The organism is Hyphomonas oceanitis (assembly GCF_036964545.1).
Classification (GTDB): domain Bacteria; phylum Pseudomonadota; class Alphaproteobacteria; order Caulobacterales; family Hyphomonadaceae; genus Hyphomonas; species Hyphomonas oceanitis.
This window is the reverse complement of sequence record NZ_JBALTL010000001.1, coordinates 598,419-619,677: the sequence shown is the minus strand read 5'-3', so window position 1 is coordinate 619,677 and position 21,259 is coordinate 598,419. Positions and strand designations below refer to the sequence as shown.

20 protein-coding genes, 1 tRNA gene and 2 riboswitches are annotated in these 21,259 nt (G+C 62.5%); of the genes, 10 read left to right on the top strand and 11 right to left on the bottom strand.

All coding sequences use genetic code 11. The annotated features are described in order from the left end of the window. The first annotated feature begins 86 nt into the window (after nt 1–86). The 3 genes from V7651_RS03110 to V7651_RS03100 are packed head-to-tail and all read left to right on the top strand — an operon-like array spanning nt 87 to nt 3,011. Nucleotides 87–863 carry a TerC family protein gene (locus tag V7651_RS03110; RefSeq protein WP_335612116.1) on the top strand — a complete coding sequence of 259 codons (777 nt, stop codon included), beginning with the start codon at nt 87–89 and terminating at the stop codon, nt 861–863. Next, complete coding sequence (locus V7651_RS03105) at nt 864–1,835, top strand: quinone oxidoreductase family protein (RefSeq protein WP_335612115.1); 972 nt, start codon at nt 864–866, stop codon at nt 1,833–1,835. A 9-nt stretch (nt 1,836–1,844) separates the two neighbouring features. Beyond that, entirely contained in the window at nt 1,845–3,011 is a 1,167-nt protein-coding gene (locus V7651_RS03100; RefSeq protein ID WP_335612114.1) for a winged helix-turn-helix domain-containing protein, read from the top strand. Here V7651_RS03100 and V7651_RS03095 read toward each other — a convergent pair. Genes V7651_RS03095 through V7651_RS03085 form a run of 3 tightly spaced genes read right to left on the bottom strand, consistent with a single transcriptional unit; the run spans nt 3,001 to nt 4,627 of the window. Beyond that, on the bottom strand, nt 3,001–3,519 hold the full coding sequence (locus V7651_RS03095; RefSeq protein ID WP_335612113.1) for a DUF1697 domain-containing protein: 519 nt from the start codon (nt 3,517–3,519) through the stop codon (nt 3,001–3,003). The two genes, V7651_RS03100 and V7651_RS03095, sit on opposite strands and share 11 nt — an antisense overlap. Next, nucleotides 3,516–4,418 (bottom strand): M23 family metallopeptidase, encoded by a 903-nt coding sequence (locus V7651_RS03090; RefSeq protein WP_335612112.1) that lies wholly within the window; start codon nt 4,416–4,418, stop codon nt 3,516–3,518. Before V7651_RS03090 ends, V7651_RS03095 begins: the two co-directional genes overlap by 4 nt. Continuing rightward, on the bottom strand, nt 4,415–4,627 hold the full coding sequence (locus V7651_RS03085; RefSeq protein ID WP_034735721.1) for a DUF2093 domain-containing protein: 213 nt from the start codon (nt 4,625–4,627) through the stop codon (nt 4,415–4,417). Before V7651_RS03085 ends, V7651_RS03090 begins: the two co-directional genes overlap by 4 nt. Before the next feature lie 156 nt (nt 4,628–4,783). Here V7651_RS03085 and recA point away from each other — a divergent pair, with 156 nt between their 5' ends. Beyond that, nucleotides 4,784–5,881, top strand: a complete 1,098-nt coding sequence (recA, locus tag V7651_RS03080) for a recombinase RecA (RefSeq protein WP_035535579.1) — start codon at nt 4,784–4,786, stop codon at nt 5,879–5,881. A 198-nt stretch (nt 5,882–6,079) separates the two neighbouring features. After that, the gene (gene alaS / locus V7651_RS03075; RefSeq protein WP_335612111.1) at nt 6,080–8,719 is read left to right on the top strand and encodes an alanine--tRNA ligase; all 2,640 of its coding nucleotides are present in this window, start codon (nt 6,080–6,082) and stop codon (nt 8,717–8,719) included. On the opposite strand, the gene V7651_RS03070 is transcribed toward alaS, so the two are convergent. The 5 genes from V7651_RS03070 to V7651_RS03050 form a co-directional block, all read right to left on the bottom strand. Further along, a complete protein-coding gene (locus V7651_RS03070) occupies nt 8,716–9,672 on the bottom strand; it encodes a zinc-dependent alcohol dehydrogenase family protein (RefSeq protein ID WP_335612110.1) in 957 nt (318 codons plus the stop codon). The two genes, alaS and V7651_RS03070, sit on opposite strands and share 4 nt — an antisense overlap. 20 nt (nt 9,673–9,692) lie before the next feature. Then, nucleotides 9,693–9,769 (bottom strand) — tRNA-Pro (locus V7651_RS03065). Nucleotides 9,770–9,817: 48 nt separating this feature from the next. Beyond that, the gene (locus tag V7651_RS03060) at nt 9,818–10,465 is read right to left on the bottom strand and encodes a glutathione S-transferase (RefSeq protein WP_335612109.1); all 648 of its coding nucleotides are present in this window, start codon (nt 10,463–10,465) and stop codon (nt 9,818–9,820) included. Beyond that, complete coding sequence (trhO, locus tag V7651_RS03055) at nt 10,462–11,403, bottom strand: oxygen-dependent tRNA uridine(34) hydroxylase TrhO (RefSeq protein ID WP_335612108.1); 942 nt, start codon at nt 11,401–11,403, stop codon at nt 10,462–10,464. Before trhO ends, V7651_RS03060 begins: the two co-directional genes overlap by 4 nt. A gap of 110 nt (nt 11,404–11,513) precedes the next feature. Further along, on the bottom strand, nt 11,514–11,891 hold the full coding sequence (locus V7651_RS03050; RefSeq protein ID WP_035535591.1) for a hypothetical protein: 378 nt from the start codon (nt 11,889–11,891) through the stop codon (nt 11,514–11,516). A gap of 287 nt (nt 11,892–12,178) precedes the next feature. Here V7651_RS03050 and V7651_RS03045 point away from each other — a divergent pair, with 287 nt between their 5' ends. After that, nucleotides 12,179–12,730, top strand: coding sequence for an NADPH-dependent FMN reductase (locus V7651_RS03045; RefSeq protein WP_335612107.1), 552 nt, complete (start codon nt 12,179–12,181; stop codon nt 12,728–12,730). On the opposite strand, the gene V7651_RS03040 is transcribed toward V7651_RS03045, so the two are convergent. After that, nucleotides 12,727–14,358, bottom strand: a complete 1,632-nt coding sequence (locus V7651_RS03040; RefSeq protein ID WP_335612106.1) for a DUF389 domain-containing protein — start codon at nt 14,356–14,358, stop codon at nt 12,727–12,729. The two genes, V7651_RS03045 and V7651_RS03040, sit on opposite strands and share 4 nt — an antisense overlap. A 128-nt stretch (nt 14,359–14,486) precedes the next feature. Continuing rightward, on the bottom strand, nt 14,487–15,434 hold the full coding sequence (gene ispH / locus V7651_RS03035; protein ID WP_335612105.1) for a 4-hydroxy-3-methylbut-2-enyl diphosphate reductase: 948 nt from the start codon (nt 15,432–15,434) through the stop codon (nt 14,487–14,489). A gap of 112 nt (nt 15,435–15,546) precedes the next feature. Between ispH and V7651_RS03030 the strand changes: the two genes are divergently transcribed. Together V7651_RS03030 and argS are read left to right on the top strand one after the other, a co-directional pair. Beyond that, nucleotides 15,547–16,104, top strand: coding sequence for a hypothetical protein (locus V7651_RS03030; protein ID WP_335612104.1), 558 nt, complete (start codon nt 15,547–15,549; stop codon nt 16,102–16,104). A gap of 3 nt (nt 16,105–16,107) precedes the next feature. Next, entirely contained in the window at nt 16,108–17,877 is a 1,770-nt protein-coding gene (gene argS / locus V7651_RS03025) for an arginine--tRNA ligase (RefSeq protein WP_335591798.1), read from the top strand. Nucleotides 17,878–17,891: 14 nt separating this feature from the next. On the opposite strand, the gene V7651_RS03020 is transcribed toward argS, so the two are convergent. After that, nucleotides 17,892–19,232: a sulfatase-like hydrolase/transferase gene (locus V7651_RS03020; RefSeq protein ID WP_335612406.1), complete on the bottom strand. Its 1,341-nt coding sequence runs from the start codon at nt 19,230–19,232 to the stop codon at nt 17,892–17,894. A gap of 188 nt (nt 19,233–19,420) precedes the next feature. Next, a riboswitch (glycine riboswitch) is annotated at nt 19,421–19,513 on the top strand. A gap of 1 nt (nt 19,514) precedes the next feature. After that, nucleotides 19,515–19,641, top strand: a riboswitch (glycine riboswitch). A gap of 54 nt (nt 19,642–19,695) precedes the next feature. On the opposite strand from V7651_RS03020, the gene gcvT reads away from it, so the two are divergent. Continuing rightward, complete coding sequence (gcvT, locus tag V7651_RS03015; RefSeq protein ID WP_335612103.1) at nt 19,696–20,853, top strand: glycine cleavage system aminomethyltransferase GcvT; 1,158 nt, start codon at nt 19,696–19,698, stop codon at nt 20,851–20,853. A gap of 10 nt (nt 20,854–20,863) precedes the next feature. Next, the gene (gcvH, locus tag V7651_RS03010) at nt 20,864–21,256 is read left to right on the top strand and encodes a glycine cleavage system protein GcvH (protein WP_335612102.1); all 393 of its coding nucleotides are present in this window, start codon (nt 20,864–20,866) and stop codon (nt 21,254–21,256) included. Nucleotides 21,257–21,259 lie beyond the last annotated feature (3 nt).

Genomic DNA, 21,259 nt, shown 5'->3' with positions numbered 1-21,259 from the left:
GTCCAGCGCGAGTCGGCCTTGCTATAAACCCCACGCTCCTATTCATTGCAGTCTCTCCCCCGCCCGCCATGAGGATTCCTACGCACATGACTGAATTACTCGCCTCTCCCGCCTTCTGGGGCAGTCTCGCCACGCTGACCTTCCTTGAGGTCGTGCTCGGTATCGACAATCTGCTCTTCATCTCCATCGCCACCGGCAAGCTTCAGGGAAAGCAGAAGGCGCAAGCCACCCGCGTCGGCATATGGGGGGCCATGTTCCTGCGCATTGCCATGCTGGGGCTCATCTTCGTTATCATCGGGCTCGACAAGAATGCCTTGTTCCATCTGCCGCATGCCATCGCGGTCATGGTATCCGGCGGTGACGAGGCCCTGATGCATCATGTCGAGGACGTGACGATAAAGGACCTGATCCTGCTGGCTGGCGGTCTCTTCCTGCTATGGAAGGGCACGCAGGAAATCCATTCCGCCGTCGAGGGCACGGGGCATGAAGAGACAGACGCCAAAAGCGGCTTTACTGCGGTTATCATCCAGCTTTTCGTCATCAACTTCGTCTTCTCGCTCGACAGCGTGATCACGGCAGTTGGCATGACGGATGATCTCATCGTGATGATCAGCGCGGTCGTCCTGTCGACCGTTGTCATGGCCATAGCGGCTGACCCTCTTGCGAAATTCATCGCAGTGCATCCGACAACCAAGATGCTCGCTTTGTCCTTCATCCTTCTGGTGGGAGTGGCCCTTGTGGCCGATGGCCTCGGCTTCCACATACCACGGGGCTACCTCTATTTTGCTATCGCCTTCTCGCTGGCGGTTGAGCTGCTCAATATACGCGTGCGCAAGACCGCACCGGAAAACGGAGATCATTGAATGTCAGAGCCCTATGCAATCCGGATCCATGAAACCGGCGGACCGGACGTCCTGAAGAAGGAAGCGTTCGAGCCTAAACAGCCAGGCCCCGGTCAGGCTTTGGTGCGCCAGACAGCCGTCGGCCTCAATTTCATCGACACCTATTATCGCACCGGCCTCTATCCCGCGAAGTTTCCTTTCACGCCCGGCAGCGAAGGCGCTGGTCTGGTCGAGGCCGTGGGCGAAGGCGTCACCAATGTGAAGGTCGGAGACCGGGTCGGCTATGTGGCCTCGGGTGCCTATGCCACGCACTTGACTGCGCCAGCTGGTAGCCTCTTCAAACTTCCCGATGGCATCACCGACGAGGACGCCGCCGCGGTCATGCTGAAAGGCCTGACCGCCTGGATGTTGCTGTTCGAAATCCGCGCGGTCCAGAAAGGCGATACGCTGCTCGTCTGGGCACCGGTCGGCGGCGTCGGCAGCCTGCTCGTGCCATGGGCGGCCAGCCTCGGCGCACGCGTTATCGCTGTCACCTCGTCCGAGAAGAAGGCCGAGCTTGCCCGCGCCTCTGGCGCCAGCGATGTGATCATCGGTTATGACAATGTCGCCGAACAGGTGAGAGCCCTGACCGATGGCAAGGGCGTCGACATGGCGCTCGACAGTGTTGGCAAGATAAGCGCAGACGCCTCGCTATCGAGCCTCAAGAAGCGCGGCTGGTTCGTGTCGTATGGCAACGCGTCAGGGCCGGTCGACCCTATCGCGCCAGCGCGCCTCTCAGCGGGCGGTTCGCTGGTTATGACGCGGCCCGGTCTGTTTCACTTCATCGATACGCCGGACGCTTTGGCACGTGGGGCGAAGTTGCTCTTTGCTGCGCTTCAGTCAGGAACAATCAAGGCCGAAATCGGTCAGAGATTCCCGCTCGTGGATGTCGCTGACGCCCATCGCGCGCTCGAAAGCGGCAAGACGACGGGCGCGACGGTTCTCATTCCCTAGGCTGAGTTCGTGGCGCTGAGGATTTCCAACCGGGATGCGCGGCGGCTGTGGCTGGAAGCCCAGGGCCTGTCCGCCGCGCCGACCGGCCCGCTTGACTTGCCGGGCATTATTCGCCGCCTCGGCTTCGTCCAGCTCGACACGATCCGCGTCGTTGCCCGCGCCCACGACCATATCCTCTGGAGTCGCAACCAGAACTATCGCGAGCCCATGCTGGAAAAATGCCTCGCGCGCGATCGGCATGTGTTCGAGCATTTCACGCACGATGCCTCGCTCATCCCGATGGAATTCTATCCCATGTGGCGCCGCCAGTTCCGCCGCATGGAAGCACGTTTCGAACGCTCTCAATGGTATCGCACCATGCTGGACGCGGCCGGGCGCGAAGATATCAAAGCGCGCATCGCAGCCGAAGGCCCGCTCAGCACCAAGGCCTTCGACACCAAGATTGAAGGCCCCCGCGAGATGTGGCGCCGTCCACCTCACAAGCTGGCGCTCGATTATATGTGGTATGTCGGCGACCTCTCGACCTCGCACCGCGAGAACTTCACCAAACATTATGACCTGACGCACCGCGTGATCCCGCAGGACCTGAGAGATGTAGTGCATGCCGATGACGCCCAGTTGGACTGGCTCTGCCGTGAGGCGCTCGCCCGGTTAGCCTTCGGCACGGTGGGCGACATCCAGCGCTTCTGGTCGGCGGCGGACTTGGCGGAGGTGAAGGCCTGGACCCTTGCGAATCCTGAAGAGCTGGTGCCGGTCGAGGTGGAATGCGCGGACGGCCAGTGGACGGCCGCGCTCGCCCCGACAGATATCGAGACCCGTCTGCAGCACGCCCAAGCGCCCACCTCACGCCTGCGCATCCTCAACCCGTTCGACCCCGTCGTCCGTGATCGCAATCGCCTGACGCGCCTGTTCGGCTTTGAATACCGCATCGAGATTTTCGTGCCTGCGGCCAAGCGCCAGTGGGGCTATTACGTTTATCCGCTGCTGGAGGGTGATCGTTTCGTCGGGCGGATTGAGGTGAAGTCAGACCGGGACAAGGGCGAACTCAGCGTCCATAATCTCTGGCCCGAGCCGGGCGTGAAATGGACCGATGCGCGGCAGGCGAAGCTGGACGCAGAGCTGGCCCGCATGGCCCGCTTTGTAGGGGCAACGGACGTGGTCTGGCTTACGGACTGAGCGCTGCCGCCATGTCGGCAAGCTTCGCCACCGTGTTCATGTTCCGCGCTGTACCGGATCTGGCTGACGGGATCTGGAGTTTCGATTGGCCTTGGCCATCCGGATAGAAGACATAGAGTTCCCGTGTGCCTGGCTTCAGGACTTCAGCGGTCTGGTGCTTCAGGCCCTCCAGGGCATCGGCATGGGGCGCGGCTTCAAGGAAGATCGCGACGACCCGATTGCCTGGCTCATTGGCGAAAGGATTATTGTCGCGCACCGCCGCCATTTCCTTGGCCGTGCGCACGAAGACGCCGACAGGCTTGCCGGCATAGGCTTCCAGCCGCTGGTCCAAAGCCGCCCGGACTTTCGCTTCCGGCAGGTCTGACCGGAACACGACATTGCCGCTGGCAATATAGGTTTTAACGCTCGTGAACCCCGCATCCGCGCACATGGCGGCCAGTTCCGTCATTGCCAGCTTGCCCGTGCCGCCGACATTCACGGCCCGCAGGAGCGCCACATAGGCTGTCATTGCGGATCGCTCACCGGCAAGTCCAGCAGCAGCGCCGGGTCGATATAGAAGTCCCCGCCGCGCGCATCGCTCTGGGCGTTGCGCCATTTGACAGCCCAGTGCAGGTGCGGCCCGGTCGTGCGTCCGGAATTGCCGGTCTTCGCGATCAGGTCGCCCTGCTTGACCACATCACCCGGTTTAACGTCCACTTCAGAAAGGTGCATGAAAACGGATGTCAGCCCGTGGCCATGATCGAGGAAGATTGCGCCGCCTTCGTAATAGAGGTCCGGATCAGCAAGGATGATCGTACCGTCGGCGGGCGCAACAACCGGCGTGCCGATGGGCGCCGCCATGTCATAGCCCTGATGGACAGAGGTCGATTCGCACGGCTTGCCGGTCACGTTTGATACGCCGATATATTTCCGCGTCGGCCCAAAAGGCGAGGAGGCAGGCGCCTCGGTCGGCTTGATAAAGCCATGAAGCGCTCCGGCGCCGGGATGGAATGTGGCAAATGCGTCCTGCTTGATCTGCCACGAGCGGGCGGCATGCGCCTTCTGCTCGGGCGAGCGGGCATCAACCTTGTCGCAGTCAAAGCCCTTGATGGTGCGGAACTCGTCATGACGTTCGGCAATGGCAAGATCACCATAGGAGCCGTCAGAGGCTGTCCAGCCGATGACCGCTGGTGCCTTGGAGCTGATGCCAAACTGGGCAGAGCCAGCGGCATCGGCCACCTGTTTGACTCCCGCAACCGCGAATGTTTCGCCCGGGGCGCCATGGCAGATGACGAGCCCGCCCTGAGTCAGCGCGCCGTCGCAGACAGGTGTTGCGGGCTGAGGTGTGGCAATGGGGTCTTCACCGGGCACCTGCGCACACGCGCCCGTGCAGATGACAAGGGTTAGCAGGATTTCCCGCAGCATCATCCCTTGGCGGGGATCATGCGCGTGCCAGCGGCGGCGGCATCCCAATAGGGCTCCTGCCGGTCAACGCTCCAATAGCGCAGCGCCTGCAGTGGAATCTTGCGACCCGTGACGGCACACACAACAAAATCGCCGGGCGCGAGCACCTGGATATCTGCATCGAGATAGCGAAGCCGTGCTTCGCCCGCTTGGCGGTTGGAACGTGTCAGCATTCTGCAATCATGCCTGATCCGGGCGGAAAAGAAAAGGTGCGGAGAACAGAAAGTTTCCGCTTTGTTCCAGAGAACAAATATGGTACATCCAAAATATGGAAGGCAATAGGGGGCCTTGCCAAACTGACCCCCATAGTGGACCTAAGGAGACGACTCATGGCCAAACCAGCGCTACAACTTGTGGACAAGGAATCCGGTGTGGATAAGCAAAAGGCTCTTGAAACGGCTCTAAGCAATATTGAGCGCTCTTTCGGCAAGGGCTCGGTCATGCGACTGGGCGACCGGAAAGTGATGGATATTGAAGCGGTGTCGACCGGTTCGCTGGGGCTCGACATTGCGCTCGGCATTGGCGGCATACCGCGCGGGCGGATCATCGAGGTCTATGGTCCGGAAAGCTCGGGCAAAACGACACTGGCCCTGCATTGTGTGGCTGAAGCCCAGAAGAATGGTGGCGTCTGTGCCTTTATCGATGCTGAGCACGCGCTGGACCCGGTCTATGCTGGCAAGCTGGGCGTCGATCTCGACGACCTGCTGATCTCGCAACCGGATACAGGCGAACAGGCGCTGGAAATTGCCGACACGCTGGTCCGCTCGGGCGCCGTTGAACTCCTCGTCATCGACTCCGTCGCTGCGCTGACACCGCGTGCCGAACTTGAAGGCGAGATGGGCGATTCCCTTCCCGGCCTGCAGGCTCGCCTGATGAGCCAGGCGCTGCGCAAGCTGACCGGTTCGATCTCCAAATCGAAATGTACCGTCATCTTCATCAACCAGATCCGCATGAAGATCGGCGTCATGTTCGGCAGCCCGGAGACCACATCCGGTGGTAACGCCCTGAAATTCTATGCCTCCGTCCGCCTCGACATCCGCCGTATTGGCCAGATCAAGGAACGGGACGAGGTCATCGGTAACCAGACCCGCGTCAAGGTCGTCAAGAACAAGGTGGCTCCGCCTTTCCGGCAGGTCGAATTCGACATCATCTATGGCGAAGGCATCTCCAAGACTGGTGAGCTGATCGATCTCGGCGTCAAGGCCGAAGTCGTCGAGAAGGCCGGGTCCTGGTATTCCTACAAAGGTGAACGGATGGGTCAGGGCCGCGAGAAGACGCGGACCTTCCTGAAGGAAAACCCGGCCATTGCTGACGAGATCGAGGATTCGATTCGCCGCAATGCAGGCCTTCTCGCCGATGAGCTCCTTACGGCCGGCATGGAAGCCGACAAGGATGATGATATCGAGCCGGATGCCGCCGAAGGCTGATACTTGCCCGCCAATTGGCATCTGAACGGCCGAATTCGGGCTTTTCATCTCCTGTTTGCAGCCAGGTCTTGTACCTGAACTTGTCCCTTTGTGGCGCACCCGGCTTGGCGCGCCGCAAAGGGACCTTTATATCGCCGGTTGGAGCCGGTGTGGGACAACCCTCGCCGCACATGAATACATACGGCTAGGACCCTGCCCATGACTGGCGTGAACGATATCCGCGAATCCTTCCTCTCCTTCTTCGAGAAGCAGGGCCATACGCGCCGTGCCTCGGCGCCGCTCGTGCCTCAGAACGATCCGACCCTGCTGTTCGTCAATGCCGGCATGGTGCCATTCAAGAACATTTTTACCGGCGCCGAGACGCCGTTTGCGCCCCGGGCGACGACCTCGCAGAAATGTGTCCGGGCCGGTGGTAAGCATAATGACCTCGACAATGTCGGCTATACCGCGCGCCACCACACCTTCTTCGAAATGCTCGGCAACTTCTCCTTTGGCGACTATTTCAAGGAACAGGCGATCCAGTATGGCTGGGACCTGGTCACGAAAGAGTTCGGTCTTGATCCCAAACGCCTGCTCGTAACCGTCTATGCCGAGGATGACGAGGCAGCGGCTCTCTGGAAGAAGATTGCTGGCCTGCCGGACGACCGGATCATCCGTATCGCCACGTCGGACAATTTCTGGTCCATGGGCGATACCGGCCCATGCGGACCTTGTTCGGAAATCTTCTACGATCACGGAGACAAGATTCCAGGTGGCCCTCCCGGCAGCCCGGACGAGGATGGTGACCGATTTATCGAGATCTGGAACCTGGTCTTCATGCAGTTCGAACAGTCGGCCGACGGCTCGCGCACGTCGCTACCCAAGCCATCGATCGATACGGGCATGGGGCTGGAGCGTATCGCGGCGGTCCTGCAGGGCGTTCACAACAATTACGAGATCGACCTCTTCGCCAACCTGATCAAGGCCGAGGAAGACCTCTACGGCGCCAAGGCCGAAGGCGACCATCTCGCCTCGTTCCGCGTCATCGCAGACCATTTGCGTACGTCGGCCTTCCTGATCGCGGATGGCGTGCTGCCCTCCAATGAAGGGCGCGGCTATGTGCTACGCCGCATCATGCGCCGCGCGATGCGCCACGGGCACCTGCTTGGGGCGCGTGAGCCGATGATGCATCGCCTGACGCCCGCCCTGATCGGCGAGATGGGCAAGGCCTATCCCGAACTCGGCCGCGCCAAGGCCGCGATTGAATCCGCGCTTGAGCAGGAAGAGGGCCGTTTCCAGCGCACGCTGGGCCGTGGCCTGTCGTTGCTGGATGAGGCAACGACCGGCCTCGGCGCGGGTGACGCGCTTCCCGGCGAGACCGCCTTCCGTCTTTATGATACGTTCGGCTTCCCGCTCGACCTGACGCAGGACATCCTGCGCTCGCGCGGCATGTCGGTAGATACCGATGCCTTTGATGCGGCCATGGACGTCCAGCGCGAGGGCTCGCGGAGCGCGGGCTTTACCTCTGGCGATACGGCGACGGATGACATCTGGTTTGCCGTGCGCGACAAATCCGGCGCCTCGAAATTCGGCGGTTATGCGGCGACCGAAGGTCAAGGCAAGCTTGTCGCCATCGCGGCTGGCGGCGCACTGGTCGATACGCTGGAGCCCGGCGCGGCCGAACTCGTGTTCGACGCAACGCCTTTCTATGCCGAAAGCGGCGGCCAGGCTGGCGACCATGGCGAAATCACATTCGATGGCGGCGCGCGCTTCATCGTGCGCGACGTGCAGAAGCGCGCCGGCGATGTGCACGTGCATGTCGGTGAACTTGTCAGCGGCTCCGCCAAACTTGGCGCGAATGCGAAGCTGCATGTCGACGCTGTGCGCCGCAAGGCCGTGATGGCCAATCACTCGGCCACGCACCTCCTGCATGCGGCGCTGCGCAATGTGCTCGGCGAGCATGTGACGCAGAAGGGCTCGCTCGTCGAAGCCGATCGCCTGCGGTTCGATTTCTCGCATGGCGCGCCGGTGACGGCCGCGCAGATCGAGGCAATCGAAGATCAGGTGAATGCCGTGATCCGCCAGAACACGGCCGCCGAGATCAAGGTCACCACGCCGGAGAAGGCCATTGAGGCTGGAGCGCTTGCCCTGTTCGGCGAGAAATATGGCGACGAGGTCCGCGTCCTCTCCATGGGCCGGGGCGAAGGCAAGGCCTATTCGGTTGAGCTTTGCGGCGGCATCCATGTTGAGCGCACGGGCGATATTGCCGTATTCGTGATAACGTCCGAGGGCGGCGTCTCCGCTGGCGTGCGCCGTATCGAAGCTGCGACAGGCGCTGAGGCGCTGGCCTATCTGAAAGGCCGCGCGCGCATTGCAGAGGATCTCGCCGAGAGCCTGAAAGTGCCGCTGAAGGATGTGCCGCGCAAGGTCAGCGCGCTGACGGACGAGCGCCGTTCGCTGGAGAAGGATCTGGCCGAGGCCAAGCGCAAGCTGGCCATGGGCGGCGGTGGCAGTGCGCCAGCCGGACCGGAAGTGATCAATGGCGTCAACCTTATCGCGCGTGTCGCTGAAGGCGTGGGCGGCAAGGACCTGCGCGCGCTGGTCGATGAGGCCAAGGCCAAGATCGGCTCGGGCGTCGTGGCCTTTGTCGGCGTCGCTGATGGCAAGGCCGGTGTTGCGATTGGCGTGACGGCAGATCTGACGTCGAAGTTCTCGGCAGTTGATCTGGTGAAGGTCGCAGCGGCTGCCCTTGGCGGTCAGGGCGGCGGTGGCCGTCCGGACATGGCGCAGGCCGGCGGCCCGGATGCCAGCAAGGCGGACGAGGCCATCGCAGCTGTCAAAGCAGCGCTGGCAGGCTAGGCCGCGTCGCCTAATATCAAGATAGGTTTGGGGCGCCGCGGTTGGTCATAGCCAGCCAGGGCGTCCTGCCAGTCCTCTAATCTGACTTCTCGTATTGCTGGAAGCGCCGGAATGTTCAGGCGTGGCCACAGCGTGTCGAAGCAGGCGTGCCATTGCTGCGGCGTCATCGCGGCGAGGCTGTCGCGCATATGGAAACGCCGGTGATGGGCGCGTGGCCTTGGGTTGCCGGGCAGGACGGGCTGGCCGGTGAGCAGGCCGTAGCTGACAAAGTCAGCGTCTGCGGGCATGGCCTTAAGGATCAGCGAACCGGGCTCGCCGCCAAGCGCATCAAACGTGACGTCAGCTGAGGCGGCAGCAGCCGTAAGCTGATCTGCGTCACAGAGCTGTATGGCTTCGACGCCCCTGCGAGTGAGCGCAGATTTGTGCTCGGGCGCGCGATAAACGCCGGTCACCCGGCTGGCGCCTGCTGCGAGGGCCCATTGCGCGAGCAGTGTGGCGCAGGTTGAGCCAGCCGCCGTGAGCATGACATGGGTGCCTTTCACGGGCCATGCGTCCAGCATCAGCTGGGCAGCAAGCGGATTGATATAACCACGGGCGGCGATGGTGCTATCGATGGAGGGCGGTACGGGTATGGCGAGGTCAGGATCGCAGTCGACATAGGCTTGCCATGTGCCAGGTCCGCGAAGGGGGAGGACGCGCTTGCCGATCAGATGCGCGTGGCTCACTGGCGCCGCGATGACTTCGCCGACGCCTTCATAACCCGCGACCAAGGGCGGGCTGACGCGGTGGGCATAGGCGCCGGTGATGGGTATCAGGTCGGATGGATTGACCGGGGCCATCTGCATCTTCACGCGCAGCAGATGGGGCGGGCGCGGCGAGAGCGGCAGGCGCTCAAGTTTCAGTGCCTCAGATGGTGGGCCAAAACGGCGATAGATGAGGGCGGTATTTTCCATCGCGCGACCCTGGATTTGAATGGTCGGAGTGAGAGGATTTGAACCTCCGACCCCTGCCTCCCGAAGGCAGTGCTCTACCAGGCTGAGCCACACTCCGAACCGAAGAGCGGCGTATTTACGCCCGCCGCAGGAAAATTCAAGAGGGTCAGCCGGCCACTGTGAGCAGGGGTTCTTCGGCGCCCGGTTGCCACTGGGCGTGCTTGGTCATGATGGATTTGAAGAGCGGGCTGGCGAGGTGGCCGGCAAGCCAATCCTGCAATGCGGGCAGGGACTGGGCTGCGAACCATTCCCGGTCTGTCGCGGCGAACTGGCGCACGAAGGGGAAGAGGGCCATGTCGGCGAGACTGCGCTTGGCGCCGAGGAGCTGGCCGCCGGACGAGGCTATACGGGCGTTCCATTCGGCGAGGATGGCCAAGCCCTCGGCGCGCTGGGTCTCCGGGTCCACGCCGTCATAGCGGTTTGGGTATTTGTAGCGGTCGAGCGCGTGTTTGAAGGGGCCGTCGCTTTGCTTGATGAGCGCATTGGTTTCGGCGCTGTCGGCGCCGCGCCAGTTTTCAGGATCGTTCCGGGCGAGGGCCCATTTCATCACGTCGAGGCTTTCGTCGACGACCTGTCCGTCCGGCAGGACGAGGACAGGAACGGTGCCCTTGGGGCTGGCGGCTAGCATGGCGGCGGGCTTGTCGCGCAGCACGACTTCGCGGATGCGGATGTCCAGGCCGCTGATCGCGAGGGCGAGGCGGGCGCGCATGGCATAGGGGCAGCGGCGGAAGGAATAGAGGATGGGCAGGCTCATGCGTCCTCGCTCCGGCGTGCCTCCGGGCCCATGTGCTTTTCACCTCGGGCCTTGGCGAGGTCGATCTGCTTCTGGCGCTCGGCAAAACGGGCGCGCTGGTCGTCTGTCATTTCGCTGATGCAGTGCGGGCAGGAGACGCCGGATTCAAAGGCCGCGTGCTGTTTGTCGGCCTCGGTGATCGGACGTTTGCAGGCATGGCACATGTCATAGGAGCCGGGCGTGAGATCGTGCCGGACGGAGACGCGCTCGTCGAACACGAAACATTCGCCCTGCCATTTGCTGTCCTGCTCGGGCACGGTTTCGAGATATTTGAGGATGCCGCCTTCGAGATGGAAGACGTGGTCGATGCCCTCGGCCTTGACGAAGCTGGTCGCCTTTTCGCAGCGTATGCCGCCGGTGCAGAACATGGCGACCTTGGGCTTGCGGCCTTCGGATTCGAGCTTGGCGCGGAATTCGCGGAACCAGTCCGGGAATTCGCGGAAGGTCTTGGTGTTCGGGTCCACGGCGCCTTCGAATGTGCCGATGGCGACTTCATAATCGTTGCGCGTGTCGATGAGGACGGTGTCCGGGTCTGAGATCAGCGCGTTCCAGGCCTCGGGCGCGACATAGGTGCCGACGATGGCGTTCGGGTCTGTGCCCGGCACGCCCATGGAGACGATTTCGCGCTTCAGGCGGACCTTGAGGCGCAGGAAGGGCATCTCGTCGGCCTCGGCAAACTTGGCCTGCAGCGTCTCGCAACCGGGCAGGGCGCGCATGGCGGCAAGGGCCGTATCGATGGCCTTGGCTGTGCCGGCGATGGTGCCGTTGACGCCTTCGGTGGCGAGGAGGACCGTGCCTTTGACGCCTGACGCCTCCAGCGTTTCGGCCAGAGGTGCGCGGCGGGACTCGAAGTCCGGCAGGGCGAAGAATTTGTAGAAGGCGGCAACTTTGAAGGTCATGGCTGCCGCTTATGGCAGATCGCGGCGGGAATTTGAATAAGGGGCTGCACGTATGACGCCTGTGGGGGCGCTTGGGGGTGGGAGCTGGCTTTTCGGGATTGGGTTCGCGGTCAGGTATGCGGCAGCGGCAGCAAGTAAGCCCGCACACCCTGCGCGGGCAGAGGTGCGGGCGTGCGACTGGCCGGGATTCGCCGCCCCTGCCTGCGCAGGGGACACGGGCTGCTGGTTTCGTCTGTGAGGGCAAGCCTCAGCCGAGGCGACACCGGTGCCCGAAAACAGCCCGAACGATGCCCGGACAGGTCGTCAGATGCACGAATGAGGACAACGCGGCCTGTCTTGCTGAGGCCCCAGAACATTTGAGAGCCGGGCCCGCCATTGACCTGGAACCACGCCATGAGGCGCTGGATCCTGAAATAGATCAGTGGCCAGATGGCGAGCAAGTACCAAGGCAGGCCCTGCATGGGGCGGAAGAGGCTGTAGTCCGACATTGGGCGTATTATACGCCGGGACGGTTTGGGGTTGGATAAGTTCGTGCCCTCCCTCTCCATTGGGAGAGGGATCGAGGGTGAGGGGTAGCGATGTTGAGGCGCTCAGGATTGGCCGCAACGACTTCTGTTCAGGGGCATCGCTGAAACGTATGTCTTGGGTGGAGACTTGGGTGCCCCCTCACCCCCAACCCCCTCTCCCACGGGGAGAGGGGGCTTTTGAGGAGTTGATGATGGGCTTGGCCATGGTTCCGGGTTAGAGAAGGGGGGATAATTCAGGAGACCTGCCGATGACCCATATCCTTGCCATATCAGGAAGCTTGCGGAAGGCGTCTTATAATTCAGGGCTGGTGCGGGCCGCTGAGGCGCTGGCGCTGGAGGGCGTGACCGTTAGCGGCACGACGCTGCACGGCATTCCGCTTTATGATGCGGATGTGGAAGCGGCCGAGGGCATTCCAGCGCCGGTGACGGCGTTGAAGGATGCGATCCGGGCGGCTGACGGCGTTTTGCTGGTGACGCCGGAATACAATAACGGGATTCCGGGTGTGTTCAAAAATGCGGTGGACTGGACGTCGCGGCCAGCCTCGGAGATTGGCGAGATATTCGGCAGCAAGCCGGTGGCGATTATCGGTGCGTCGCTGGGCGGGTTCGGCACGATCCTGTCGCAGAACCATTGGCTGCCGGTGATCCGCACGCTGGGCATGCGACCCTGGTTCGAGGGGCGGCTGCTGGTGTCGCGGGCATCGGGCCTGTTCGATAGCGAGGGCAACCTGACGGATGACGAAACCCGCAAGAAGCTTAGCGATTTCGTGGCCGGGTTTGCGGCCTTTGCAGGCGCTTAAGAGCCGGGACGAATAAGGACGGTCTGGAAGCGCTGGTAGCCGAGCTGTTTCTCGTCGGCGGTCTGGCGATAGGCGCGGTATTCGCCGATGGGGGTGGCGGCGATGCCAGCCTGGGTCAGGCGCTCTGCGACGGCAGCAGCGCGGCGATAGGCGAGGGTCTGGTTGTCAAAGCGGCGCAGCTCGCCCGCCGTGGAGGCATAACCGACAGTTTCGACTGTCGTGACGGACCAGTGCTGGAGTGCCCAGATACTGTTGCCCAGAACGGCTTCACCTTCCGGCGAAAGGACCGCTTCGCCATTGTCGAAATTGATCAGCGGGAGTTCGCTGACGGGCGGCACGAGACGGATTTTCCATTCGGGGAAATTCGTCTGCAGACCGGCTTCCATCGTGCGATAGGCCGAGATCGACAGGCCGTCATGCGGCGCGGCCATGAGCGTGGCGGTTTTTGCATCGGCATTGATATCGGCGGCGGCGAGTTCGAACGGGATGGCGGCGCGCAGCTCTGTCTCGGTCTGGCGCAGCTCTCCGAAGGTCTGCAGGCGCGAGATTTCGGCGCGCAGCGGCGCGGCGATGGATGTGTCGGCCATGCGCAGGAAGGCTTCGGCTTCGAGGGTCTTGTCCTCGTTGATGAGAACCTGGCCGAGATTGATGTCCACCGGGCGGCCGAGGCGTTTGGTCAGCTCTGCGGTGAGCTGGCTCGCGGCGTCCGGCACGCGGGTGCGGGTAAGGATGGTGGCGTCGACGCGGATGTCTTCGCGCTTTGGAAACTGGACCGAGACGTCCGAGATGCGGGCCTCGTTATCGTCGAACGGGTCGAGCAGGGCGTCCTTCACCGTGTTGATGGCAGTGGCCTCATAGGCAATGTCGCGCAGGGCGATGCCGAGAGGGAGTGAGAGGGCGGCGAACACAGTGAGGACCATTGCACTCTGAAACATCGTGCTGCGCGAGCCATGATCGGCGCCAAATCCATAGAGGCGCGAGAGGACCGTGACCGAGAGCGCGATGGCCAGCAGGTTGGTCATGAAGAGGAAGAAGGAGCCCCCCGCGACGGCCATGGAACCGACGGCGAGGCCGTAGCCCGTGACCGCGAGCGGCGGCATCAGGGCGGTGGCGATGGCGACGCCGACAATGGTTTCGCCCTTGCGCTGAATAACGGCATAGCCGCCGGCGAGGCCCGAGAAGATGGCGACGAGCAGGTCGAAGAAGTTCGGCCGTGTGCGGGCGATGATCTCGGGCGTGATCTCTGTCAGCGGCGACAGGCGCACGATGAGGAAAGATATGGTGACGGCGGCGAGCACGCCGAGGGCCATGGTGAAGATGGCGCGGCGCAGGGCGGCGAGGTCGAGGATGCTGAGCGAGAAACCCATCAGCATGATCGGGCCCATCAGGGGAGAGATCAACATGGCGCCGATGATGACGGCTGGCGAGGAGAGTAGCAGGCCGAGTGTGGCGATGGCGCAGGACATGACGGCCATGAAGGCGTAGCGGCCGGAGATCTGGCCTTCCTCGCAGGCATGGTCGACGACGGCTTCATGGTCGATCTTGCGGCCGAGACGTTTGAAAAAGACGCGGGCCTGCCGGCGCCATGTGTCGAGGTTTTCGACAGCGGTGGTTTTGTCAAAGGCCATGGTTTTCGTATCTCTTCGTCCGGGAGGGTCTGACGGCTTTACATCAAAAACCATACGCATTCATTAGCGTAGACCGGATAGTTTATGTCTGGGTTTGCAGGCTGCATCGCCCGGATGGTGCTGGGAGTCTAGTCTGCGAGCACGCGGGGGAGCTTGAAGGTCACCGTTTCCTTGGCGGTCTCAATGCTGTCCATGGTGACGTCAAAGCGGGCGCGGCAGGCGTCGATGACGCCCTGGACGAGGTCTTCCGGGGCGCTGGCGCCAGCGGTGAGGCCGAGCGTGGAGACGCTGTCGAACCAGGACCAGTCAATGTTCTCGGCGCTGGCGATGAGTTCGGCGCGGGCGGCCCCGGCGCGCAGGGCCACCTCGACCAGGCGGACGGAATTGGAGCTGGTGCGCGCGCCGATGACGAGGACGAGCCCGGCGCCGGGCGCGAGGACTTTCACGGCGTCTTGCCGGTTGGTCGTGGCGTAGCAGATGTCTTCCTTATGGGGCGCCGACATGGCCGGGAAGCGGCTTTGCAGCACGGCCACGATATCGGCCGTATCGTCGACAGATAGCGTAGTCTGGGTGACGAAGGCGAGGTTGTTCGGGTCTTTCGGTACGAATCGTTCCGCATCGTCGACGGTTTCGATCAGCGTAATGGCGCCATTTGGCAGCTGGCCCATCGTGCCAATGACTTCCGGGTGGCCGGCATGGCCGATCAGGACGATCTCGCGGCCTTCATTGCTGTGGCGTTCGGCCTCGACATGGACCTTGGAGACGAGCGGGCAGGTGGCGTCGACATAGATCATCTGGCGTGAGGCGGCCTCGGCGGGCACGGATTTCGGCACGCCGTGGGCCGAAAAGATGACCGGGCGATCGGTGGGGCATTCATCCAGTTCTTCAACGAATACAGCGCCCATGGCCTCAAGCCGGCTAACGACATGGGCATTGTGGACGATCTCGTGGCGCACATAGACGGGCGCGCCCCATTTCTTCAGCGCTTCCTCGACAATCTGGATCGCGCGGTCCACACCGGCGCAGAAACCGCGGGGGGCGGCAAGGCGAATGGTCAGGGCGGGTCTGTCGCTCATTTAATCATCTCCTGCCTCTGCAGCGTTGCGCCAAGGCGCCGAGCCCTTTAACACATCTCCAGCTACAGATGGACAGGCCCTTTCTACAGGCCAAGTAAGGACACGCCGACGCATGCGCAAACTTTTACCTCTCATCGCCGTTGTCCTCATTGTCGGTTGCCAGTCCAAGGTGGCCGAAGCGTTTGATACGCGCCAGAATGCAGGACCCTGCCCACCGGTGGGTTCGCTCTATGATGTGTCGCGCTATGTCCAGTTCGCTGATCCTTCTGACGAGACCTATAACAAGATCGCCTATACGGCCGAAATCACCGATGTGCGCAGCTTCTGCCGCTATGCCGGCAAGGACCCGCTGGATGTACAGCTGGAAGTCGACTTCGCCTTCGGCAAGGGGCCTGCGGCCGACCAGGACGGTCACACCTATCCGTATTTCGTCGCGGTCACGCGCCGGAACGGCAAGGTTCTGGCCAAGGAATATTACAATGTGGACGCCGACTTCAACGGCAAGAAGCTGGACGGGAAGACGGAATCCTTCAGCAAGATCCTTATCCCGCGCCTGGATGAATCGATTGCCGGAACAAACTTCGAGATCGTTGTCGGCTTCGACCTGTCAGCGGACCAGCTTGAGTTCAACCGCGCGGGCAAGCGCTTCCTGCTCAACGCCGAAAAGTAGACCATGGCCAGCCTGACGAGAGACCTGACGGCGGCCGCGGGCGCCGCTTTCTCCGCCATGGGGCTGGAGGAACGCTGGGGCGCGGTGCGCCGCTCGGACAAGCCGGAACTGGCTGACTTCCAGTGCAATGGCGCGATGGGCGCGGCCAAGGCGGCTGGCAAGAACCCGCGCGAGATTGCCGCCGCCGTGGCAGATGCGCTGAAGGCCTATCCGCTGGTGCTTTCAGCAGAGGTGGCCGGGCCGGGCTTTATCAATATTCGCGTATCGGATGCGGCGCTCTCGGGCCGCGCAGCTGACGTGCTGGCCGATGCGTTGGCGGGCGCGGAGATGGCGCCGGACGCACAAGTGACGGTGATCGACTTTGGCGGGCCGAATGTGGCGAAGCCCATGCATGTTGGCCATTTGCGCTCGGCGGTGATCGGCGACACGCTGCAGCGCCTTCTGCGCTTCCTTGGCGACCGGGTGACGTCTGACACCCACCTTGGCGACTGGGGCCTGCAAATGGGCCACCTCGTCACGGAGCTTCACGACGAGCAGCCGGACCTGATCTATTTCGATTCCAATTATTCCGGGCCTTACCCGGAAGAGCCGCCTGTCACGATTGAGGATCTCGGGCGGCTCTATCCCGCCGCGAGCAACAAGGCGAAGGCGGATGCAGAGCGCAACCAGCGTTCGCAGAATGCCGTGGCCGAACTGCAGGCGGGACGGCCCGGCTATCGCGCGCTGCTGAAGCATTTCATCGATGTATCGGTGGCGGCGCTGAAGGTGGATTATGCGTTCCTGAACGTCTCGTTCGACCTGTGGAAGGGCGAGAGCGATGTGGACCATTTGATCCCCGGCCTGATCGAACAGTTCCGCACCGCTGGCCTCGCAGAGGAAAGCGATGGTGCGCTGATCGTGCATGTCGCCAAGGAGAGCGACAAGAAAGAGATGCCGCCGGTCATGCTGCTGAATTCGCGCGGCGGCACAGGCTATCATACGACCGATCTGGCGACGATCGAGGACCGGATGAGCACGATGCATCCGGTGCCGGAGCGCATGCTCTATGTGGTGGACCAGCGTCAGGCGCTGCATTTCGAACAGGTGTTCCGCGCGGCAGAACTCGTGGGCCTGATCGACGAAGGCCATATGGAACATATCGGTTTCGGCACAGTGAACGGGCCGGACGGCAAACCGTTCAAGACGCGCGAAGGCGGCGTGCTGCGCCTCGCTGACCTGAACGCGATGGCGTTCGAGGAGGCCGACCGAAAGCTTGGCGCCGCAAACCTGCCGGAGGACATGGGCACCGACGAGCGGGCGAATGTCGCGCGGCTCGTCGCGGTTGCGGCCCTGCGCTTTGCCGACCTGCAAAACACGCGCACGACGAATTACGTGTTCGACCTCGACCGCTTCACGAGCTTTGAAGGCAAGACGGGCCCCTACCTGATGTATGCCGCCGTGCGCATCAAGTCGCTGCTGCGGCGAGCGGAAGCGGCTGGCAATGCGCCGGGCGAGATTGCCGTAGGCCATGATGCAGAGCGCGCACTGGTACTGGCGCTGGATGGTTTCGGTGCGGCGCTGCTGGGCGCGCGCGAAAAGCGGATGCCGCACATATTGTGCGAACATGTCTATGGCCTGAGCCAGGCGTTCAGTGCGTTTTATGGCGCGCTTCCGATTGCCAATGAAAGCGACCCTGCGCTGCGGGCAAGCCGGTTGGCGTTGGCGAGTGCCGTGCTGAAGCAGCTGGAAGCGGGTCTCGGCATTCTTGGTATCGAGGTGCCTGAGCGGATGTAAGGGTGAGCCTTACGTCAGTCGTTGTGGCGCAGCAGGATCCAGTCGACCTTGCCGAGCACGAAATCATCCTTCGCGGCGCGCTCCCATAGGGGCGTATGGTGGTCGCCAACAATCAGGATGTCCGTGTTGGCGAGATCCGGGTCAGACGCGATCTCGTTGACTTCTTCAAACACGATCGCCCAGAGGTTTGTCAGTTCGCACACTGTCTTGTTGCGGATTTTCGGTGTGTCGGACCGGCAGCCCATCGTATCTTCCGGGCTGTCGACATAGGGGATGTGGCTGTTGAGCGTCAGCCAGTAGATGAATTTGGGCGTATCCGGTTCGGTCTTAAGTCTCGCGTGAACGGCCTTGCCGACATCCGCATCGCAGAGGCCATTAAACACGCTGCCGCAGCGCTGCACGAAGTGTTCCGGTTGTTCGACTTCTAGCTGGTCCATGAATTCCATTTTCTGGAAGCCAATGCGCGGGTACCATTTGTCCCTCTGGAACATGTCCATCGTGAAGCCGTGGAAGGCGATCGTGTCATAGCCGGCCGCGCCCAGCTGGTTCGGCAGGCAATTGTCGGTCGGGGCGCCGGTGAGATAGTCGATATAGTCGCCCCAGCGGTCGCAGAGCTCGCGCGACGCGGCGCCGGTGGTGGAGCCTGAATAATAGGTCTGGCCGTCTTCGACGCTGAAGCGGCCTTCGGGGAGGTTTTTGGTCAGGACCGATGTCAGAAGCTGGCGTGCTTCCGGGTCGGCATAGGCGCCCATGCCCTCAACCACGACGATCAGCAGGTTGGCGTGCTCACCGATAATTGCGTCCGCGCTGAGGCCGGACATTTTGCGGGCGCTCTGAAAGGGGACGTCAGGCTTGTTGAAGTAAGGCTGTGTCCACGCGAGGTCTGCACCGGAAAGGGCGGCTGCCAGCAGCAGGGCGGGGACCAGCGAGGCCTGGCGGAGCGCCGCCCGGTTCCGGCTGATCAGCCAGGCCGACAGCGCCGACGTCGCCGTGACAACAAGCACAATACAGACATAGAGCGCTGACTTGGCCGGATTGATCGAGGCCGAGTATTTGAGCGAATCCAGCGCCACATCAAAGGGCAGATGGAAGGCCATCATGACCATCAGGGTCAGGTCGATGAGCGCCGCGAGCAGGAACAGGATGAAGGTCAGGCGGGCGGGCAGGAAGAGGCCGGCGATGCCTGCCGCGAGAAAGAGGAGGGGCGAGATCAGTCGCGAGGCGATATAGAAGGGCGCGACGAGCAGGAACAACACGTTCGGGATGACGACTGCGAAGAGCGCGAACAGGAGAGCGTTGCGCGAGAAAAGCGCATAGCCCTTGTCGGCTGCCGGTGCTCGCGTGGTTGTGAGCATTGTCACCAATATCTGCCAAAGCCATCCATCTGACAGGCGTGTTATCTCATAACCCCTAAAAGCCGATTAATCATGGCGGATGCCGCGGGGCAGGTGATCGAATAGCAGGCACAGTGTGGATAGGGCGATAGCTGGCATAGTCCCGACTTGCCGGGGGGCTGAATTCGGTCTAGTTCCGGAATCAATTCAAACCCTGTCCCGGGAGAGAGCAGTCCTTAGAGGCTGCCGCCGAAGGCGCAACCGCCCCGGAAACGCTCAGGCAAAAGGACCGGACAGGGTCAACACGCTGGAAAGAGGCCTTCGAGGCCTCGCCGAAGGAGCAAGCCTTGGCTCGTCCTTCGACTTCGCTCAGGATGAGCCTAGTCGATTGAAGAGAGGGCGGAATCTCTCAGGCGCCCAGGACAGCGGGGGCGACGGTATTTCGGCCATGGGCCGATCCGTCACCCTTTGGATTGATGGCGCCATGGCTGATGACACACACGACGACCTGAAGCGCACCCCGCTTTATGACCTGCATGAAAAGCTGGGCGCCAAGCTCGTGCCGTTCGCGGGCTATGAAATGCCCGTTCAATACCCGATGGGCGTGATGGACGAGCACAAATGGACACGCAACCATGCGGGCCTGTTCGATGTGAGCCATATGGGTCCCTGCTTCCTGTCGCTGGAAGAGGGCATTGGCGGCGGTGACGAGGCACATGCCAAGATCGCCGCGCTGGTTGAGACATTGGTGCCGAGCGACATTACCGGCCTGAAACAGGGCCAGGCGCGCCTGACCGTCCTGCTGAACGACGAGGGCGGCATCCTCGACGACCTGATCATCACGCGGCCGCTGGGCGATGAGGCGCAGGGCAGCCTCTACATCGTCGTCAATGGCGCGGTGAAGGAACAGGACTGGGCGATTTTCGAGAAAGCGCTGGCAGGCAAGGCCGTGCTGACGCGCGCCGATGACCGCATCCTGTTTGCGCTGCAGGGGCCGGAAGCCGTCGATGTGATGAGCGACTTCTTCCCCGGGTGCGAAGAGCTGAAATTCATGCACCACATGCCGTTCGAGCTGAACGGGACACGGTGCATCGTGTCGCGCTGCGGCTATACGGGCGAAGACGGGTTCGAAGTATTGGTGAGCCCGGCCGCGGGCCTGCCGCTGATCGACGAGATGCTGACGGATGAGCGGGTCGAGATGATCGGCCTTGGTGCGCGCGATAGTTTGCGGCTTGAGGCGGGTCTCTGCCTCTACGGGCATGATATGGACCCGTCGCGCGACCCGATCGAGGCAGACCTTGGCTGGGTGATCCAGCGCAAACGCCGCGAGGGGGGCGACTTCCCCGGCGCCGCGCGTATCCTTGCGAGCATACAGGACGGCGTGGCCGAGAAGCGCGTGGGCATCCGCCCGCTGGAGCGCGCACCGGCCCGGGAAGGCACCGCGATTGAGATTGACGGCAAAGTGGTGGGCGTTGTGACGTCCGGCGGCTTTGGGCCGACGGTCGATCATCCGGTCGCCATGGGATATGTCGCGGTCGCCCATGCGGCGCCGGGCACGAAAATCGACCTGATGGTCAGAGGCAAGGCACGGCCGGGCGAAGTGGTCGCGCTGCCGTTTGTTCCACACAATTACAAGCGATAGGGCAAAGATTATGAGCACGAAACTGACCGAACAGGTGACGTTCTATACCGAGGAACATGAATGGGTGACCGTCCATGGCGAACTCGGCACAGTGGGCATCACCAAATTTGCCGCCGAGCAGCTGGGCGACGTGGTGTTCGTCGAGACGCCTGAAGTCGGCAAGGTGTTCAAGAAGGGCGACGACATGGCCGTCGTCGAGAGTGTGAAAGCCGCATCGGACGTGTACGCACCGGTTAGCGGCGAAGTGGTCGATGCCAATGCGGTGCTGGCCGACAAGCCGGAGACCGTGAACGAGCACCCCGAGACCGAAGGCTGGTTCTGCGTGATCCGCCTGTCGCATGGCGAAGAATTGTCCGGCCTGATGGACAAGGACGCCTATTTCGAATTCTGCAAAGGCCTTTAATCC